General features: G+C 59.3%; 17 protein-coding genes and 1 riboswitch. Of the genes, 8 read left to right on the top strand and 9 right to left on the bottom strand.

Features of this window, described 5'->3' with window-relative positions; translation table 11 throughout:
• Nucleotides 1-59: 59 nt before the first annotated feature.
• The 7 genes from BUB53_RS04265 to BUB53_RS04295 form a co-directional block, all read right to left on the bottom strand.
• Nucleotides 60-2,732 carry a hypothetical protein gene (locus tag BUB53_RS04265; RefSeq protein WP_073033064.1) on the bottom strand — a complete coding sequence of 891 codons (2,673 nt, stop codon included), beginning with the start codon at nt 2,730-2,732 and terminating at the stop codon, nt 60-62.
• Nucleotide 2,733: 1 nt separating this feature from the next.
• Nucleotides 2,734-2,976: a hypothetical protein gene (locus BUB53_RS22705; protein WP_073033066.1), complete on the bottom strand. Its 243-nt coding sequence runs from the start codon at nt 2,974-2,976 to the stop codon at nt 2,734-2,736.
• Nucleotides 2,973-3,302: a hypothetical protein gene (locus BUB53_RS04275; protein ID WP_073033069.1), complete on the bottom strand. Its 330-nt coding sequence runs from the start codon at nt 3,300-3,302 to the stop codon at nt 2,973-2,975. The genes BUB53_RS22705 and BUB53_RS04275 overlap by 4 nt, the downstream gene beginning before the upstream one ends.
• A gap of 429 nt (nt 3,303-3,731) precedes the next feature.
• A complete protein-coding gene (locus BUB53_RS04280; protein WP_084728867.1) occupies nt 3,732-3,932 on the bottom strand; it encodes a helix-turn-helix transcriptional regulator in 201 nt (66 codons plus the stop codon).
• Between the two features lie 75 nt (nt 3,933-4,007).
• The gene (locus tag BUB53_RS04285) at nt 4,008-4,733 is read right to left on the bottom strand and encodes a hypothetical protein (RefSeq protein WP_073033073.1); all 726 of its coding nucleotides are present in this window, start codon (nt 4,731-4,733) and stop codon (nt 4,008-4,010) included.
• Nucleotides 4,730-5,911, bottom strand: a complete 1,182-nt coding sequence (locus BUB53_RS04290; RefSeq protein WP_073033723.1) for a tyrosine-type recombinase/integrase — start codon at nt 5,909-5,911, stop codon at nt 4,730-4,732. Before BUB53_RS04290 ends, BUB53_RS04285 begins: the two co-directional genes overlap by 4 nt.
• A 250-nt stretch (nt 5,912-6,161) precedes the next feature.
• On the bottom strand, nt 6,162-6,683 hold the full coding sequence (locus BUB53_RS04295; protein ID WP_073033083.1) for a DUF2478 domain-containing protein: 522 nt from the start codon (nt 6,681-6,683) through the stop codon (nt 6,162-6,164).
• A 442-nt stretch (nt 6,684-7,125) separates the two neighbouring features.
• Between BUB53_RS04295 and BUB53_RS22710 the strand changes: the two genes are divergently transcribed.
• From BUB53_RS22710 to BUB53_RS04330, 8 genes are all read left to right on the top strand, one after another.
• On the top strand, nt 7,126-7,269 hold the full coding sequence (locus BUB53_RS22710) for a hypothetical protein (RefSeq protein ID WP_159437759.1): 144 nt from the start codon (nt 7,126-7,128) through the stop codon (nt 7,267-7,269).
• Between the two features lie 10 nt (nt 7,270-7,279).
• Entirely contained in the window at nt 7,280-7,966 is a 687-nt protein-coding gene (locus tag BUB53_RS04300; RefSeq protein WP_073033085.1) for an adenylate kinase, read from the top strand.
• A gap of 62 nt (nt 7,967-8,028) precedes the next feature.
• Nucleotides 8,029-8,289: a DUF4212 domain-containing protein gene (locus BUB53_RS04305; protein ID WP_073033087.1), complete on the top strand. Its 261-nt coding sequence runs from the start codon at nt 8,029-8,031 to the stop codon at nt 8,287-8,289.
• Nucleotides 8,290-8,301: 12 nt separating this feature from the next.
• The gene (locus BUB53_RS04310; protein ID WP_073033089.1) at nt 8,302-10,089 is read left to right on the top strand and encodes a sodium:solute symporter family protein; all 1,788 of its coding nucleotides are present in this window, start codon (nt 8,302-8,304) and stop codon (nt 10,087-10,089) included.
• A 145-nt stretch (nt 10,090-10,234) separates the two neighbouring features.
• The gene (locus BUB53_RS04315) at nt 10,235-12,061 is read left to right on the top strand and encodes a DUF294 nucleotidyltransferase-like domain-containing protein (RefSeq protein ID WP_073033091.1); all 1,827 of its coding nucleotides are present in this window, start codon (nt 10,235-10,237) and stop codon (nt 12,059-12,061) included.
• Between the two features lie 15 nt (nt 12,062-12,076).
• Nucleotides 12,077-12,610, top strand: a complete 534-nt coding sequence (locus tag BUB53_RS04320) for a hypothetical protein (protein WP_073033101.1) — start codon at nt 12,077-12,079, stop codon at nt 12,608-12,610.
• Nucleotides 12,600-12,983 (top strand): response regulator transcription factor, encoded by a 384-nt coding sequence (locus BUB53_RS04325; protein ID WP_073033104.1) that lies wholly within the window; start codon nt 12,600-12,602, stop codon nt 12,981-12,983. Before BUB53_RS04320 ends, BUB53_RS04325 begins: the two co-directional genes overlap by 11 nt.
• Nucleotides 12,976-15,036 carry a 3'-5' exonuclease gene (locus tag BUB53_RS04330; protein ID WP_073033105.1) on the top strand — a complete coding sequence of 687 codons (2,061 nt, stop codon included), beginning with the start codon at nt 12,976-12,978 and terminating at the stop codon, nt 15,034-15,036. The genes BUB53_RS04325 and BUB53_RS04330 overlap by 8 nt, the downstream gene beginning before the upstream one ends.
• Nucleotides 15,037-15,054: 18 nt before the next feature.
• Here the strand turns inward: BUB53_RS04330 and BUB53_RS04335 are convergent, their stop codons facing one another.
• Both BUB53_RS04335 and BUB53_RS04340 read right to left on the bottom strand, forming a co-directional pair.
• Nucleotides 15,055-16,098, bottom strand: coding sequence for a diguanylate cyclase domain-containing protein (locus BUB53_RS04335; protein ID WP_229709441.1), 1,044 nt, complete (start codon nt 16,096-16,098; stop codon nt 15,055-15,057).
• Nucleotides 16,095-16,691 (bottom strand): heme NO-binding domain-containing protein, encoded by a 597-nt coding sequence (locus tag BUB53_RS04340; protein WP_073033107.1) that lies wholly within the window; start codon nt 16,689-16,691, stop codon nt 16,095-16,097. The genes BUB53_RS04335 and BUB53_RS04340 overlap by 4 nt, the downstream gene beginning before the upstream one ends.
• 130 nt (nt 16,692-16,821) lie before the next feature.
• A riboswitch (TPP riboswitch) is annotated at nt 16,822-16,921 on the top strand.
• Nucleotides 16,922-16,950: the final 29 nt, after the last annotated feature.

Below are 16,950 nucleotides of genomic sequence, written 5' to 3' on the forward strand. Positions count from 1 at the left end.
GTGAGCGCCAGCCCCGTAAGGCCAGCGCCCGCTCTGTCACTTGTTTGGCAATACCGCTGTCAGGTTTGGGGCGCGCGGTCGGGCGTCGGAGAACCAGGCATCCACCATGAACCACGCGGAGCGTTCGGGGCGATGGCGGCCTCCATCAACTTGTTCAAATCAAAGAAGAATAGTTTGCCGTTCGCATCCGTTGCGTCATACGTGCCGGAACCGATGGTCACTTCCATCCGGTATCCCTGCTGACCCGCCGCAATCAGCCTGACATTGCCGCCGTCGATCAGTCTCTTCGGAATCACACCGCCAATTGTCGGAATGCCGCCAAGTGTCGGAGTGCCTTGATCAGATGCTTCCGCCCACACTTCGGGATCGAGCTCATACGACGTGCTGTCGAAAAGCGCGGCGCCGAGGTTTCCCATCGCGGACAGAGGGCCTCTTCCTTTATGTGGCGCGGTTCCCGTCAACGCCTTCTGCATGGCGGCCTCTACGTCGATTCCTGACACGCCGACGGGCAACAGCGTTTGATTTTTAAGGATCGTCTGCACACCGCCTGTTGCATGGCCACGCTTGTTCTTGCTGCCGCCGAGGGCCGCGTTGATACTCTGGCGCATCAGGTCTTCTTTACCGGCATCGTCCAGTTCTGCACCCCCTGCCCGGTTCGCATAGATCGCACGGGCCGCCATCATCGCATCGGCCTGCGCTTCGATACCGCCAGGAAGTCCCGCAAAGGCCGGTGCGAAGTCTCCATTGAACATATCGCGCACGGTGCTTTCGGTCGGGATGGAAACCGTTCCCTCTGACATGATCTTCTGCCCGCGCAGGATTTCCGTGGCGACAACAGGGTTCGCGCCGACCGCCATCATCTTGCCAGAGAACTGCGTCAGTCTGTCACCGTCGATTTCATCGAAGATACGGACAGCCGCCGGGCCCGCTCCATCGACAATGGCCGCAGACAGGGCCGCGCGAAGTTCTGGCGGCATGTCCTTGCTCAAGGCCGTGGCCAGAGCCTCGGATTCCTGCTTGTTGAGATAGGCTTGCGTGTCGGTATACCCGCCCGCAAACACTTCCTCATTCATGTAGCGGACGCGCTCAGACAGCGCCGTGGTGAACTGCGACGGATCATCCGCTGTAAGATCGGGCAGTTCCGGTGGCGGGTTGTTCTTGAATGCCTGCTGTGCGGCGGCAACGGGGTCTTCATTCCACGCCCGACGGCTGTTCTTGGCGATGGTATCCATCGCGTCGATCACCTTGATATCCAGATCTCCGGTGATCTTCTTGCCGCGCAGTTCCCGAACGCCTTCCTCCATCTGATCCGGCGTCAGTTTCAGGAACTCCGGCATCTGATCGCGGATGACCGTGAAAGCCAGTGCCTCTTGCGCCAGTTCCGGGTGCAGGGCCGTCATGGCAGGATCGTTCAGAATGGCCTCGTTATCAGCCGTCAGACCGCGCTTTGCGGATTCGATGATCAGGCCGAACTCTTCCTTCGCATCTGCCGCCTGCTGTTTCTTCTGGCGCTCGATCAGGCGTTCGCCGGCCTTCCTGCTGTCGATGAACACATTTGCCGACTGTTCCTCTGTCCACGCCACGCCGGGCAGTTTCTCACGGGCTTGCAGCACCCCGTCCAAGCGCGATTGTGCGGCTGTGATCTGCCCCTGATCGCCGGATGCAATGGCTTCCGCGTATTCGTCGGAATACCGCTCCACCAGCGCCCGAGAGGAATTGTTCGCCCGCTGCTGCGTGTCGCGGTGATACTCCGTCATGACGCCACGAACACGGCGGGTTGCCTCCGCCTCAAGTTCCTCACGGATATACGGCTTCAACTGCGACGGTGCAGCCTCAACGATCTGATCCACGTATTCCTTCGCAGCACCGGCAAAACCCTCTGCGTCTAGCGGGAATTGTTGCGATATTTCCAGAAGGTCAGTCGTTCCTTTTTCAAGGATTTCAGCCTGATAGGCCACTTTTGCCGCAGTGTTGTACGCTTGCAGAATTGGTCCCGAGAACGGGGAATACAGGCGCTGTTGCAGTTTCCCGTCACTGGTGCGGATCGTGATCGACGGCTTGCCTTGCGTGGAAATCGTGCCTGACGTGTCGGCTGAGATAGCCCGCTGCCCAAGGGATCGGTTGAACTTTGAAACATAGTCCGAACCGCTTGTGCCAAGAATGTCCTTTGCCCCGGACCCTTGCGATATCGGGCGACCAGTAAACCAAACGGATGCGGCCTCCTGCGGGCTTCCGTACTTTTCGACGTTTGCTCCAAATTCTGCATCAAATACCCTGTCCTGTGCCTCTCTGTCGTTCAAAAACTCCTGCGGCGTCATCCGCTTCCCGAGGTGCTTTTCCGTCCACGGCCCGATGTTGAAGTCCATGACTTGGTATCGGCCATAGGCGCGGTTACCCTTCGCGGTTTCCGGCCCGATCGCGCTGTAGTCACCGCTGCCCGCGCTTTCGATTGAGGCAATGGCATCGCGCCACGCCGCATTTCCTGCCTGACCCTGCGAAGAAACCGTGCCTGCCGCGCCCGGCTCGATATCCACATCGAACTGATCGGCGGCGGCCTGTTGCCCCGCTTCCATACCGCGGCGCTTCTGTTCCTCGATAGCTGCGGGCTCAAGGCGCTCATAGGCAAGATCCAAACCGTCTGCCAAAAGCGCGAAACCCGCCCCCCCGGTCGGTGCAACCTGAGTGAAGCGGGAAAGGGGATTGCGGCGAACAATCTTGTTCAGTTTTGCCATGTCATCCTCCAAGTTTAGTATGGTCGAAGAGCGACAGAATGGCCCTCATGAAGCCACCGAAACGGGATGCCCGCGCTTCGTGTATCGTGCCGAGTTCGGAGTTCATGTTCTCCTGCGCGACCGTATCGGCCTGCATCGCGCGGGTCCGGGCGTTCATCTGCTTTATGAGGGCTTTCACGTCAGCGGGGGGCTGGCGGCCTTCTATCGTTGGCGTTTTCGTTAGGTTATCGAGAAAGAAAGTCATTTCGCACCGCCTTTCTTGCCTTTGCGCGCGGCATTCTCGCGGGCTTGGCGGAAGCGGTTGCGAACCGTTTCAAAGGCAAACACGCGGCGCAATTGCAGGACCTGGTGTTCGTATTCCGTTTGCGGGGGCCAGGCGACTTTGCCGGGATCGAGCGCGGCTTCACGCATGGTTTCAGCAACCAATCTCGCGCCTTCCAATGCGATTTGAACTTCGTTTCGGATCAGGTCGATATCGGCCCATTCGATATGAGGATCATTTAGCGCCGTATCGACGCTGGCAAGAACTTCGGTGATGTAATCTTCCTGGGTGATGGTTGTATCGGTCATGGAGTTTCCTTTGGTGAGTGGATTTCAGAAAGTGGGCAGGTATTTTCGAGTTTCTCGCGTATTTCTCTACTTCTACTGTTGTCCCCTCTTGCTGGATGGTGAGGGTTTGAGCGAAGGGCATAGGACGACTAGCCCCAGCCGAAGCCGAGGTTAGTCCCTATGTCCTCGCGATCTTGCTGGCCGGAGCCGGGCCGTCGCTTGGGCCGATCTGGTGCCTGTTGCCTGACCCAAATCGTTGACCGCTACTTTCGACACCTTTGCAACTGTGCCGGAGATCACGCTTCGGTCGTTCGGACTGCGTTTTGCCTTCGATCTCGCCCCATGGTAGGCATTCTGCATCCAGCGCCACCGTCACATCCCCGCCAGGAGACTTGTCACCGACCGCTGGACCGACCCCGCGTTACTTCGCGTGCGCGGGGTCACTCGTTTTCAAGCTGCTTGTTGGGCCTCAATCCATTCGCTGATCTCCGAGACGCGCCAGCGCGTGGAGTTTCCGAACCTGATGGGGGCTGGTATCTGGCCCGACTTGGCGTAGCGCCAGACAGTCGCGATGCCGACGCCGAGCATGGCGGCGACTTCTTTATCCTTGAGAAGTTCGCGGGTAATATCATTCATGATCGCACCTTTCATGTCAGGTGCAATCCACTTTACTCAGGCAAAATCGCTCGTGATGTGGGTAAACAATTTACCCATAGCCTCGGGCAGTCAGTAGCCTCGGGCAGTCAGTGACTTATAATTGCGGAGATACTCTTCTCTAAAGTCATTGATTTGGTAGGTTACAACGGCCTTCGGCAAGTCCAGATCACTCGGGACAACCCAAGGGGCACGGATTTCGTTCGAGAGCGCCGAGGCGAAATCTAGATAAATCGAATGAGATATTGCCAAAAACTCAAGAAATTTTTCGCGGTCTTCCACCATATCAAGCCAAAAATCATTCCATGTCCATTCGTCTTGCGTGGTTAAGGCCTGATAGATGATTGCGGCCCAGAAATGCGACACGTCACGATACTGTCTTTCATACTTGCCGTTGTTTTCTTCATTTTTCTCGATGGTTGCCAACTTTGGGTTACGTTCTCTGGAAAGAGACGCGAGTCCCGACAGGAAATGTCTCGCTTTATTGAGCGATGGTTTGCCACCTGCCGTTGCCTGAACGCAAATATCCAAGCACATGGCACCTGCGGTCAGTCCTGCCTTAAGTTTCCGGTCTACAAGTTTTGAAAGATGCTCATAGGCTTCGGGAATCTCAATGTCATCTATTTGAACATCACCCATTACGTCTTCCATATGTCTAATGAAAAATAACTCTGTCTGATGGTATGAACGAGCCGAAACGAGATCATCCGGAAAGGCCATAATTCCGCATAGCAATACGGATGCCGCCGGGATGAAATTTCCCTTCTCATCCAAGATCGGCAGGACGCGTTCACTCATGCCCGCACCAGTTCCACAACTTCGCCAGAGGCGCCCGTTGCATAGCGGCCCCACGCGTCCATGAGTTCCCGCCGGCGCTCGAAAAGGTCGGATCTGAAATAGGCACCCTCGACACCGGCCACCGTATGAGCAAGCGCAGCCTCGGCAACCTGGCGATCAGCATGGGCAGACTCTCCGCACCAATCGCGGAAGGTTGAACGGAATCCGTGAACCGTCAGGCCTTCCTTGCCCATACGCGCCAACAGTGGGCGGAAGGCGTTGACGCTAAGGGGCTTCCCTCCGTCGCGGGGCGACGGGAACGGATAAACCGGATCGAGCCCCCTCACCTGCTCCAAAATCGCAATGGTGGGTTCGGACAGCGGCACACGATGTTCGCTCTCAGCCTTCATGCGCTCAGCGGGAATAATCCAAACCCGGTTTTCAAGGTCGATCTCATTCCATGTCGCACCGCGCGCCTCTCCGCTGCGAACCGCGGTCAAGATGATGAACTCAAAGCATCGGGCCGCTATCGCTTTCCGCTCAGCCAGTTCCCCCACGAATTCGGGAACCTGACGCCAAGGCAAGGCGGCGTGATGCTTCGGCTTCCGTGCGCCCTTGCCCAGAGCGCGCCGTAGCGCCCCGTCTACGGGGTTCGGGCCCGGATGCTGGCTCTTGCCAATCGCCCAATCGAAAATCGCTTCTATACGCTGCCGCAGTCGCTTGGCGGTAGGATGCTTCGTTGTCCAGATCGGCGCCAAGACCGACAAAACATCATCGCGGCCAATGTCTTCGATCTTTCGATGCCCTAGTTTCTTGAAAACACCGTTCGCTTCATACTCCAGCGAGGCGATCCACTGCTTGGCGTGTTTTTCACTTCTAAAGGTCGGCTTTAAAGATTCATGCAGTTCGCGCGCAGCCCGCTCAAACGTCATGATTTCTCTGTCACGGGAGGCGATTGGGTTTCGACCCGCCCGCGCCTCTGCGCGCAACGCTCTCGCCTTCTCACGGGCATCCGCAAGCCCCAAGGCAGACACGGCACCAAGGCCTATCTCCCGGCGCTTCGCCTCGCCCTTGACGGTCACACGCAAGATCCAGCTTTTGGCGCCGCCCTTGCTGACATGCAGATAGAGCCCCTGCCCGTCACCGTGCATTCCGGCATCTTTGATCGCTGAAACGGCTTTTGCGGTAAGTCTGCCCATCTGCTCATCCTCCCTTCCCACCACCTTTCCCACCATAAAATATGAGATTTGGCGGGAAGGATTGAGAGAACTTGATAACGGAGGGTAGTTAAAGTATCAAGTTTAAAGGGCTATTTGAGAGGCATGGAGATTGGCCGATAACATAGTGTGACGGACCTACGGGCTGCCATTTTCCAAAGCAGTGCAGAACCATATCCGGCTAAATCCGGGCTGTAATGCATGCATGTTCATCGATGATCCCGCTATGTGATCAGGCGGCGTGTGGGCCTCGCGGCAGCACCTCCTGCGCCCAGTTGTCCAAAGCCTGCTCTGATGCGTCAAGCTGCATGGCCAGCCCGCCGGAAAACTTCAGGAACGAAGCGTGGTTACCACGGTTCACGCCCAACAGGACCGGGATGCCATCGGCAAGGCAATGTGCGATCAGGTCTCGAAATCCGCGGCCATTGGCCTCGTGCTTGCCGAATTTGTTAGCGATCAGGAGATCCGGCCTGTGTGGAAGGCCGGCCTCGACCGCAGCCACCGCCTGCTCCAGCGCGGCCGGGTCCAGACGACACCCCCGCGCATTTGCCCCGAGCGACTGCGATATCCGGAATACTGCGCCATTCGGCAAAACCCTGACATCCATGTCGCAAAGCCGCGAGTCGGTGCAATCCGTATTGGTCTGAACAACCCCGGCAGCCCGGCGGCCCCTGGCAGCGCAAAGAGCCGCGAAATCACACAGAAGCCTGTCCGTCGCTCCGGGCTCGTCAGTCATCACATAGGCGAGACTCATACATAGTTTCCTTCCTGTATTGCCCCATGATTAACCTGTCACGAACATCTATGCCACCAATCGCGCCCAGCCAGCCCGACAGTTATCAACCATGCCGCGAAATCGATTCGCGCGACATCCCATAACGCTTGCCGCAACGCCGCAATTCACGCTTTCCCTGTCGCGCATCGACTTCTGTTTGCGCAAACAGAGTCACACTTCACGGCATACATCTGTATACTAAACTGAGCACACTATATTGAAATTCTTGAAAAATTCTCTTTGTTGAAATTTTTTTCACAAATTTACAAAGCAAAATTAAAACTTTTTTACATATAATACGCTGAAAACAATATAATTTTAAAGAATTGTCAAAAATATGCTAAACCCCGTTCACACACCGGTTTGCGATTGCCGTGAGGGAGAGACGCGGCAGTACGAACCAATATCAGGAGGGGGACATATGGCCAAAGCACCGATCCGGTCGGCTGGCGGCGATCTGTTGCAAGATGCGCCCAATGGCCTTGCAGCGGCTGCATGGCGGCTTGCCGGCTCTGACCGCTGCAATGCGGCGTTCAAAATCACCTCCGGCTGCGAAACAGACTGAGGAGGACCCCATGGACGGAACAGCCACATCGAAAACCACGGCCAACCTCGTGTTGCTTGGACCGCCCGGCGCGGGCAAGGGTACGCAGGCGCGCAAGCTGGAAGAGACGTTTGGCCTGATTCAGCTGTCCACCGGGGATCTTCTGCGCACCGCCGTGGCCGCGGGTACCGAGGCGGGCAAAAAGGCCAAAGCCGTCATGGAAGCGGGCGAACTGGTCAGCGATGACATCGTGATCGCTATCCTGCGGGATCGCATGGCCGAACCCGATTGCGCCAAGGGCGTGATCCTCGATGGGTTCCCCCGCACCACGGTTCAGGCCGAGGCACTGGATACCCTTATGCAGGATACCGGCCAGTCCATCACGGCGGCGATCAGCCTCGAGGTCCAAGACGATGCCATGGTTGACCGCATTTCGGGCCGCTACACCTGCGCCAAGTGTGGCGAAGGCTATCATGACAGGTTCAAACGCCCCGAAACCGAAGGGGTTTGCGACAGGTGCGGCGGTACGGAAATGACCCGCCGCGCTGATGACAACGCCGAAACCGTCGCTCAACGTCTCAAGGCGTATCACGCGCAAACCGCACCGCTGATTGCCTATTACAACGACAAGAATGTTCTGCATCGCATCGACGCCATGAGAGCCATTGATGCGATCACGAAGGAAATGAAATCGGTCGTGCAAATGGCGACCACCTGAGGGAGAGCGGGTGCGGGACTGTCCCGCACGCTCATGAGGAAACTGAAAAGGGAGGACGAAAAGTGTCCGACAACTCATCCAAGAACGCATATTGGTCCGCCAATTTGCGTCTCATCGTCTGGAGCCTGGTCATCTGGGCCCTGGTATCGTTTGGCTTCGGCATCCTGCTGCGCCCGATGCTGTCCGGCATCCCCGTAGGCGGCAGCGATCTGGGGTTCTGGTTCGCGCAACAAGGGTCGATCCTGGTCTTTCTTGGCCTGATCTTCTTCTACGCGTGGCGCATGAACAAACTCGATGCCGAACACGGCGTCGGTGAAGAGTAAGGAGCGCAGATCATGGATCAGTTTGTTATCAATCTGCTGTTCGTAGGCGCGTCCTTTGCGCTTTACATCGGCATCGCGATCTGGGCCCGTGCGGGCTCGACCTCGGAATTTTACGCCGCCGGGCGCGGCGTTCACCCCGTCACCAACGGTATGGCCACCGCGGCCGACTGGATGTCGGCGGCCTCGTTCATCTCGATGGCGGGCCTGATTGCCTTTACCGGCTATGACAACTCCAGCTTCCTGATGGGCTGGACCGGCGGCTACGTGCTTCTGGCGCTGCTGTTGGCCCCCTATCTGCGCAAGTTCGGCAAGTTCACCGTGTCCGAATTCATCGGCGATCGTTTCTACAGCCCGACCGCGCGCCTTGTGGCCGTGATCTGCCTGATCGTCGCCTCGGTGACCTACGTGATCGGCCAGATGACCGGCGTTGGCGTGGCCTTTGGCCGCTTTCTGGAAGTCTCCAACACCACCGGTCTGCTGATCGGCGCCTGTGTGGTCTTTGCCTACGCCGTGTTCGGCGGCATGAAGGGCGTGACCTATACACAGGTGGCGCAGTACTGCGTCCTGATCCTCGCCTACACGATCCCGGCGATCTTCATCTCGCTGCAACTGACGGGCAACCCGATCCCGGCGCTTGGCCTGTTCGGCGATCACGTCGCCAGCGGTGAGCCGCTTCTGGCCAAGCTGGACCAGATCATCAGCGAGTTGGGCTTTGCCGAATACACCACGCATCACGCCGACACGCTGAACATGGTTCTGTTCACCCTGTCGCTGATGATCGGCACCGCCGGCCTGCCGCACGTGATCATGCGTTTCTTCACCGTGCCCAAGGTGGCCGATGCACGCTGGTCGGCCGGTTGGGCACTGGTCTTTATCGCACTTCTTTACCTGACGGCCCCGGCCGTGGGTGCGATGGCCCGCCTGAACATCACCGAGTTGATGTGGCCCAACGGAACGGATAACGAGGCCGTATCCATCCAAATGATCGAGAACGAGCCCCAATACGACTGGATGGCCACCTGGCAAAAAACCGGCCTTCTGGACTGGGAAGACAAGAACGGCGACGGAAAAATCCAGTACTACAATGACGCATCCGAAGCCATGCAGGCAAAAGCGGCTGAAAACGGTTGGCAAGGCAACGAGTTGACCAACTTCAATCACGATATCCTGGTGCTTGCCAATCCCGAGATCGCCAACCTGCCCAGCTGGGTGATCGGTCTGGTGGCCGCTGGTGGCCTTGCCGCCGCTCTGTCCACCGCTGCCGGGCTGTTGCTGGCGATTTCCTCAGCGGTCAGCCATGACCTGATCAAGGGTCAGATCAACCCGAACATCTCCGAGAAAGGCGAGCTTCTGGCCGCCCGGATCGCGATGGCGGTTGCTATTGTCGTGGCCACCTATCTGGGGCTCAACCCGCCGGGCTTCGCGGCACAAACCGTGGCACTGGCCTTTGGTCTTGCGGCGGCGTCAATCTTCCCGGCACTGATGATGGGAATCTTCTCGACCAAGGTCAACAACCGCGGCGCTGTTGCGGGAATGCTGGCCGGTTTGATTGTCACGCTGGTCTATATCTTCCTGCACAAGGGCTGGTTCTTCATCCCCGACACCAACAGCTTCACGGATGCCGATCCGCTGTTGGGTACGATCCAATCGACCTCGTTCGGTGCGATCGGTGCGATGATCAACTTCGCTGTGGCCTATATCGTGGCCAACATGACCGAAGAGACCCCGCAGGAAATCAAGGATCTGGTGGAAAGCGTCCGCATACCGAAAGGCGCAGGTGCAGCCACCGCCGATCACTGATCACACAAAACCAGGGGGCGCGGCCACGCGCCCCCTGCCCTACGGAACTGTCCACCGCTAAGCTGGACATGTTCCCCGCCCCGCCACCCCATGCGGCGGGCGCGTTCCATAAAGGTTTTCGCGCAGCCACCACAGGAGGGCCCGCATGTCACAGGATCAATCCACCATACTGGACAGCCTGACACGCCACGCCCCCTTCGACATGCTACCGCCCGAAACACTCGCGGTGATGGCCGGTGAAATCGAGCATATCACGGCCCAACCCGGCGACATCCTGTTTCGCGAAGGTGAGCCTTTGAAAGGGCTCTACTTTGTCGAAAGCGGTCTGCTGGATATCGAATCCGCCAATGGCGACCTGATTTCGCAACGCGGCCCCGGTGACATCATGGGCGAACGCGGCCTTCTGCGCGATGGCAACGCCTTGCTCGGAGCCCGCGTGACGAAAACCGCCGACCTGCTGCTGATCCCACCCAAACGGTTCCTCGCACTGCTGGACGACAGCCCTGTTTTCGCCGAATGGTTTCGCCCGCGCCCCGCAACCACAGCAGAAGACAGCGGTGCGCAATCTACGGGCCTGACCGCGCTTCAGGTCTCGGACCTGATGGTGACGTCCCTGTTTTCGTGCGCCCCCGGTGACACGGTGCAGAGCATCGCCGGAACGATGCGTGACAAAGGGATTTCCTCGCTTCTGGTCATGGATGGCAAGGCGCTCATGGGCATCGTCACCGTGCATGACCTGACCAACAAGGTGCTGGCCGAAGGGCTGAACGGCGACATCCCCGTTTCGCAGGTCATGACCCCGAACCCCATCACCATCTCGCCCGATGCTCTCGGGCTGGATGCGCTGATGCTGCTGGCCAACCACAAGTTCAACCATCTGCCGGTGGCCAGGGGCAAGCGCGTGGTCGGAATGATCACCCGAACCGACCTGATCCGCCAGCAGGCCACCACGGCGAGCCATATCGCCGCCGATATCGTACAATGCGACAGCGCCGAAGGCATGGCGAAGGTGATAACACGCGTGCCCACCCTGCTGACCCAACTGGTCAGCGAGGGCATCAAGCATCAGGCGATTACCCGCCGGATCACCAACATCACCGATGCGATCACCCGCCGCCTGCTGCTTCTGGCCGAAAAGAAACTGGGCCCCCCGCCCGTGCCTTACCTGTGGCTGGCCTGTGGATCGCAAGGGCGGCAGGAACAGACGGGCGTCAGCGATCAGGACAACTGCCTGATCCTCGACGATGCGTTCCAACCCGAGCATGACACCTATTTCGCGCAGCTCGCACAATTCGTTTCGGACGGGCTGAATACCTGCGGATTCATCTACTGCCCCGGTGACATGATGGCCACCAACCCGCGCTGGCGACAGCCCCGCAAGGTCTGGCGCAACTATTTCCGCGGCTGGATCAACGAACCGGACACCGAGGCGCAGATGCTGGCCTCGGTCATGTTCGACCTGCGCCCGATCAGCGGTGAAGCCACACTTTTCGATGACTTGCAGCGCGAAGTACTGGATCAGGCCAAGGGCAATTCGATCTTCGTGGCGCACATGATTTCCAACTCGCTCAAACACACGCCGCCGCTCAGCCTGTTTCGTGGTTTCGCCCTGATCCGTTCGGGCGAGCACAAGAACACCATCGACCTCAAGCACTCCGGGGTCGTGCCGGTGGTCGATCTGGGGCGGATCTATTCATTGCAAGGTGGATTTGAGGTGGCCAACACCCGTGAGCGCCTCAAAACCGCAGCGGATCACGGTACCATTTCCACATCCGGCGCAATGGACCTGATCGACGCCTACGATATGATCGCCGAAACGCGCCTGCGCCATCAGGCCGAACAGATACGCAAGGACCAGAAGCCCGATAATTTCCTGCCACCCACGCAATTGTCGGAACTCGAACGCAACCACCTGCGCGAGGCCTTCATGGTGATCAAAACCATGCAATCCGCGCTTGGCCGCGCGTCCTGACGGAAAGGAAGGCGCATGTTTCTGGAATTGATCGCCACCTTTACCGCCGCCGTCGGCGCCGCCGGACTCGTCCTGTTGATCAACAAACTGACGGGGGGGCGGCTGCCCAAATGGGCCATGCCGGTTGCTGCCGGACTGACGATGATCGGCTACACGATCTGGTCGGAATACAGCTGGGCAAACCGCACAACCGCCGATCTGCCCCCCGGCATGGTGGTGGTCCAGCGGATCGAACAGCGCGCCATATGGAAACCCTGGACCTATCTCAAACCGCAGGTTACCGCCCTTGCGGTTCTGGATCGGGCCGGGATCAAAACCCGCCCCGACATGGCCCGGATCAAGCTGGTCGATCTTTATGTCTTTGCCCGCTGGCGTCAGCCCGCAATGGTGCCGCAACTGCTGGATTGCGCCAACCGGCAGCGCGCGGATGTCACCGATGCCGCGCTGGCTGACCCCACCGCCGCCGACTGGCGCGAAGTGACAGGCAGCGGCACATTGCTCGAGACAGCCTGCGCCGATGGACAACAGGACCAAACCGATGGCGGATAAATCGGTTCTCATCGTCGAGGACGAAGACAACTTCGCCCGCGCGCTTGACATCATCCTGACGCGCCATGGCTACACCACGCACCGTGTGTCGGATGGGGATGCCGCGTTGACAGCGCTGAACGACAATCCCCCCGCTGTGGTTCTTCTGGACGTGTTGTTGCCCAACCGCTCGGGCTTTGAAATCTGCCAGACAATCCGCCAGACACCGCATTTGCAAGACACCAGGATCGTGATGATGAGCGCCCGGAACGGACAGGCCGAACAACGCAAGGGCATGGCCATGGGGGCAGACGCCTTCCTGAACAAACCTTTTCCAACCTCGGACCTGCTGAGCCTGATCGACGAGTTGACGGGAAAGGATACGCATGCGTGAACGGCTGGGCCTCAGACTGCGATTTGCCTTGTTCTTTGCCGCGCTCGCCCTGGCGGGGGCGGCCCTGATCGCGGGCGGGCTCTGGCTGGGGCATTCGCGCTATGGCGGTCCGGTCGAAGGCTATGTCATCGCCGGGCTGATCGCCGCGTTCGGCCTGTTTGGCATCTCGGCCTGGATCGGTTTCCTGTTCGATGAAAATGTCGCCCGTCCGGTTCTGGCGCTGGCCTCCGATCTGCAAACCCGGGCGCGGGCCAAGGTGGATCAGGGGATCGATCAGAGCCAGGCCCGTCATCTGGGCGCGCTTGCCCCCGCCGCCGATGCCATCCATACCGCCCTTGCCGAAGCACGCCAGGCGCAGCGCGAGGCGGTAGAACATGAAACTGCCGCCATCAACCGTGAAAAGGCCTTGTTGGAGGCACTCTTGCGCGACCTGACCGAAGGCACGGTCGTACTGACATCCGACCGGCGCATCATGCTCTACAATCGTGTCGCTCAGGAATTGTTGGGAGATATCGGGCTGAACCGGCCAATCGACCGTTTTTTGTGTGGCGAGCCGCTGCTCCACGCGCTCGAGCGGCTGACGGCCAAACACGCGCGCGGCGATAGCAGTTCCGAACGATTCCTTTCGGCCACCGCCGATGGCCGCCGCTTTGTCATGGGGCGTGTGAGCCCGGTGCGCCACAAGGGTGAAACGGTCGGCCATGTGCTGACTTTCCACGACGCCACTGACGATCTGCGCAGCCATGCCGCGCAAGATCACCTGTTCAACACCCTTCTTGAAGAAATCCGCCGGCACGCCGCCGCAATCACCGCCCTGCTGGACGCCGCCGAGGTCGAGCCCGAAACGGCAAAAACTCAAGCCACAGGCCTGTCGCACGCCATGCGCGAGGAAATGAACCGCCTGTGTCAGTGCCTGCGCGACAGCAGTGAAAAATACCGCGCACAAATCCCCGCGCACTGGCCCATGGCCCAGGTGGCGGTGGACGATATCCTTGACACGCTGGCGGCACACGATCTGGTCCGCGCGATCCCCACGGGACATGCCGATTTCCTGTTGTGCGACGGCTTCGCAATCGCCGGTCTTCTGGCCCGCGTGATCGAGGGGCTGAGCGATGACGGCACCCGCAGCCACATCACCCTCAGCGCCGAGCCGCATGGAGCAGAAGTGTGGCTGACCCTTGGCTGGCAAGGGCCCGATATAACCGACGGCATGCTGGACAACTGGCTGCGCCGTCCTTTGTCGGAAGGCTATGGCGATTATTCCGGGCGAGACGTTCTGGCAAGCCATCGCACCGAAATCTGGAGCGATCCAAGCCGCGCCGAAAACCGCATTGTCCTGCCCCTGCCCAAAGCCGGGCCACCGATCCTGACACCCGATCAGCCGCGCCCCGAATTCTATGATTTCAATCTGCCTGCGCAGGACACAGGCAGCGATCTGGCGACGACCCCGCTCAGCGAGCTGCAATTCGTCGTGTTCGACACCGAGACAACCGGCCTCGCCCCCCGCGAAGGCGACGAGATCGTGCAAATCGCTGGCGTCCGGGTGGTGAATGGCCGGATTCTGAGCGGCGAAGCCTTCGATACATTCGTCAATCCCGGTCGCCCCATCCCACCCGCCTCAACCAGGATTCATGGTATCAGCGACGAAATGGTGCGGGGCGCGCCGGACATTGCCGAAGCCGGGCGCCGCTTTCACGCCTATTGCGAGGGGGCTGTTCTGGTCGCTCACAATGCGCCTTTCGACATGGCGTTTCTGCGCCTCAAGGAAGACCGTATCGGCCTGACCTTCGATCAGCCCACACTGTGCACCGTTCTTTTGTCCGCCGCCCTGTTCGATCACACCGGGCAACACACGCTGGATGCGCTGGCAGAACGCTTTGGGGTCACGATCCCACCCGAACACCGGCATACCGCGCTTGGCGATTCCTTCGCTACAGCCGAGGTCTTTGTGCATATGCTGGACGTCATGAAATCTGCCGGAATCGTGACTTTGGGCGACGCCATGGCCGAGGCCGGGCGGATGGTCAAAATCCGTCGCGCCCAGACCTATTAGCAGCCGAATCTTACGGCCTCACTTGTGACCTCCTGACCTGTCTGGGCCGGATATACCTGTTTCCTGCGCATAAATGACATGGCGCCCGCGACCGCCCTCCTTGGCGGCGTACAACGCCCGGTCGGCATCTTCCATCATGCGCTGCCCGGATGGAACGCGATAATCGCAGGACAGCGCGGCACCGATACTGGCCGACACGTGGCACGTCTCGTTCTGCAACGCGATCGGATGCTCAAGCCGTTTGATTAAACGCTGAGCGGTCTCACCAACGCGGTGATGATCGACCACACCAGGCAGAACCACCACGAATTCGTCGCCACCAATTCGCGCAATGATATCGGCTCTGCGCGTTTCCGCAGCCATTGCCCGCGCAACGGCCTGCAACACACGATCACCCGCTGCGTGGCCCAACCGATCGTTAACCGCCTTGAAGTAATCCAGATCCACATTCATCAGGGCGAAGTCCCGTTCGCTCTCTGTCAGGCGGGTCAGAACCGCGTCAAGTGCGCGGCGGTTCCTCAATCCGGTCAATGTATCGGTATAGGCCTGCTCCTCTGCCGCGATCATGGCTCCTTGCAGCCGATTGTTCAGGTTGCACGAGGCTTCCATCGCAACCGATTTGGCCTCGATCAGGTACAGCATTTCGATGGTCATATCCGTTGCGGCGAAATCCCTGCCGGTCAGGGCAAAGTCGTGCACCGCCTCCTGAAGTCCGATGCCGAAGGACAGGTTCAGCACGGCCCCCCCGCTCAACGGTCCGTCACCGTCGTCGGGCAAGGGAACCAGCATACCCTTCACCTCGGTCTGGCGCGGGTTGCACAGACGCAAATGCAACTTTGCTCCCGCCAGCGCGCGCAATGCCGCCATCGAACCATCGGTGTGCGGGCGGCGCAATTCGAACGCGTCCTGAAACTTCCGGTCGATCGGATCGCCGTTCTCGTAGAGCTTGGCCAATGTCGGCCCGGCATGCAAAATACGGCCGGACATGCCCAGAACCGCATGCATCGGGCACAACATATCCAGCAATAATATCAGGGTATTTCCGGTCGGGCCCAAAGTCATGGCGCCGCCTTTCCAAGGGTAAAGATCCGCCCTTCGCCATGCGCCGTCGCCAGAAGATGGATACCCAGCGTTTCCTGATGCCCCGCCGCCCCCATGTGTTCCAGCATGACCAGTGCCCCATAGTCATCGGCCAAAGCCCGCAACAACCCAAGCACCACATAGCCAAACGCCACATCCACCGCCTCCGGATTATGCACCTTGAGACAGAACCGATCCGCCCCATGATCAACGAGCGTCAATTCCGGCAACGCCAGTTCCGGTATGGCGAGCCGCGTTCTCTCGGGCAGATCGTCAAGCGAATGCAGAAATTCCTGGAATGTCGGACCGCCGAACCGCAACAAACGCCGGACCGCAGCCATGTTGGGATGAGACACCAGGTAGGTGCCGATATCCTCCAGCACCTCATCACGGGATTTTTTCAACCTGTCGGCAACCGCTCCCAACAAACGGGGCGTGACCTGCGCATCATAGCTCAACATCGCCTCGAACTCGCTAAATCCAAGATCGAGCCGCCTCATGATGTCCAGCCAGACATCACGCCCATATGTATCGCGCACGAACCGTTCCACCGCGCGATTGATCACCCCGTGCATGACACACCCCTTACAATCGACAGCAGCGTCGCTCACAAAGATTAACGTACCGCCAACAGATACAATTGCCGGGATTTTTATCGCCCGCCAACGGACCGCTTGCCGCCGGACAGTACCGTTGTTACAGTCCGGCCATCCGTTGGGGTGCCGCATGCGGCTGAGAGACCTCTGGTCAACCCATCGAACCTGATCCGGTCAGCACCGGCGGAGGGAACGGAGATTTGACAGGGCGCTCGCACCTGTCCCGCTCTTCCTTAGG

Source organism: Roseovarius pacificus, from assembly GCF_900142665.1.
In the GTDB taxonomy this organism is placed as follows: domain Bacteria; phylum Pseudomonadota; class Alphaproteobacteria; order Rhodobacterales; family Rhodobacteraceae; genus Roseovarius; species Roseovarius pacificus.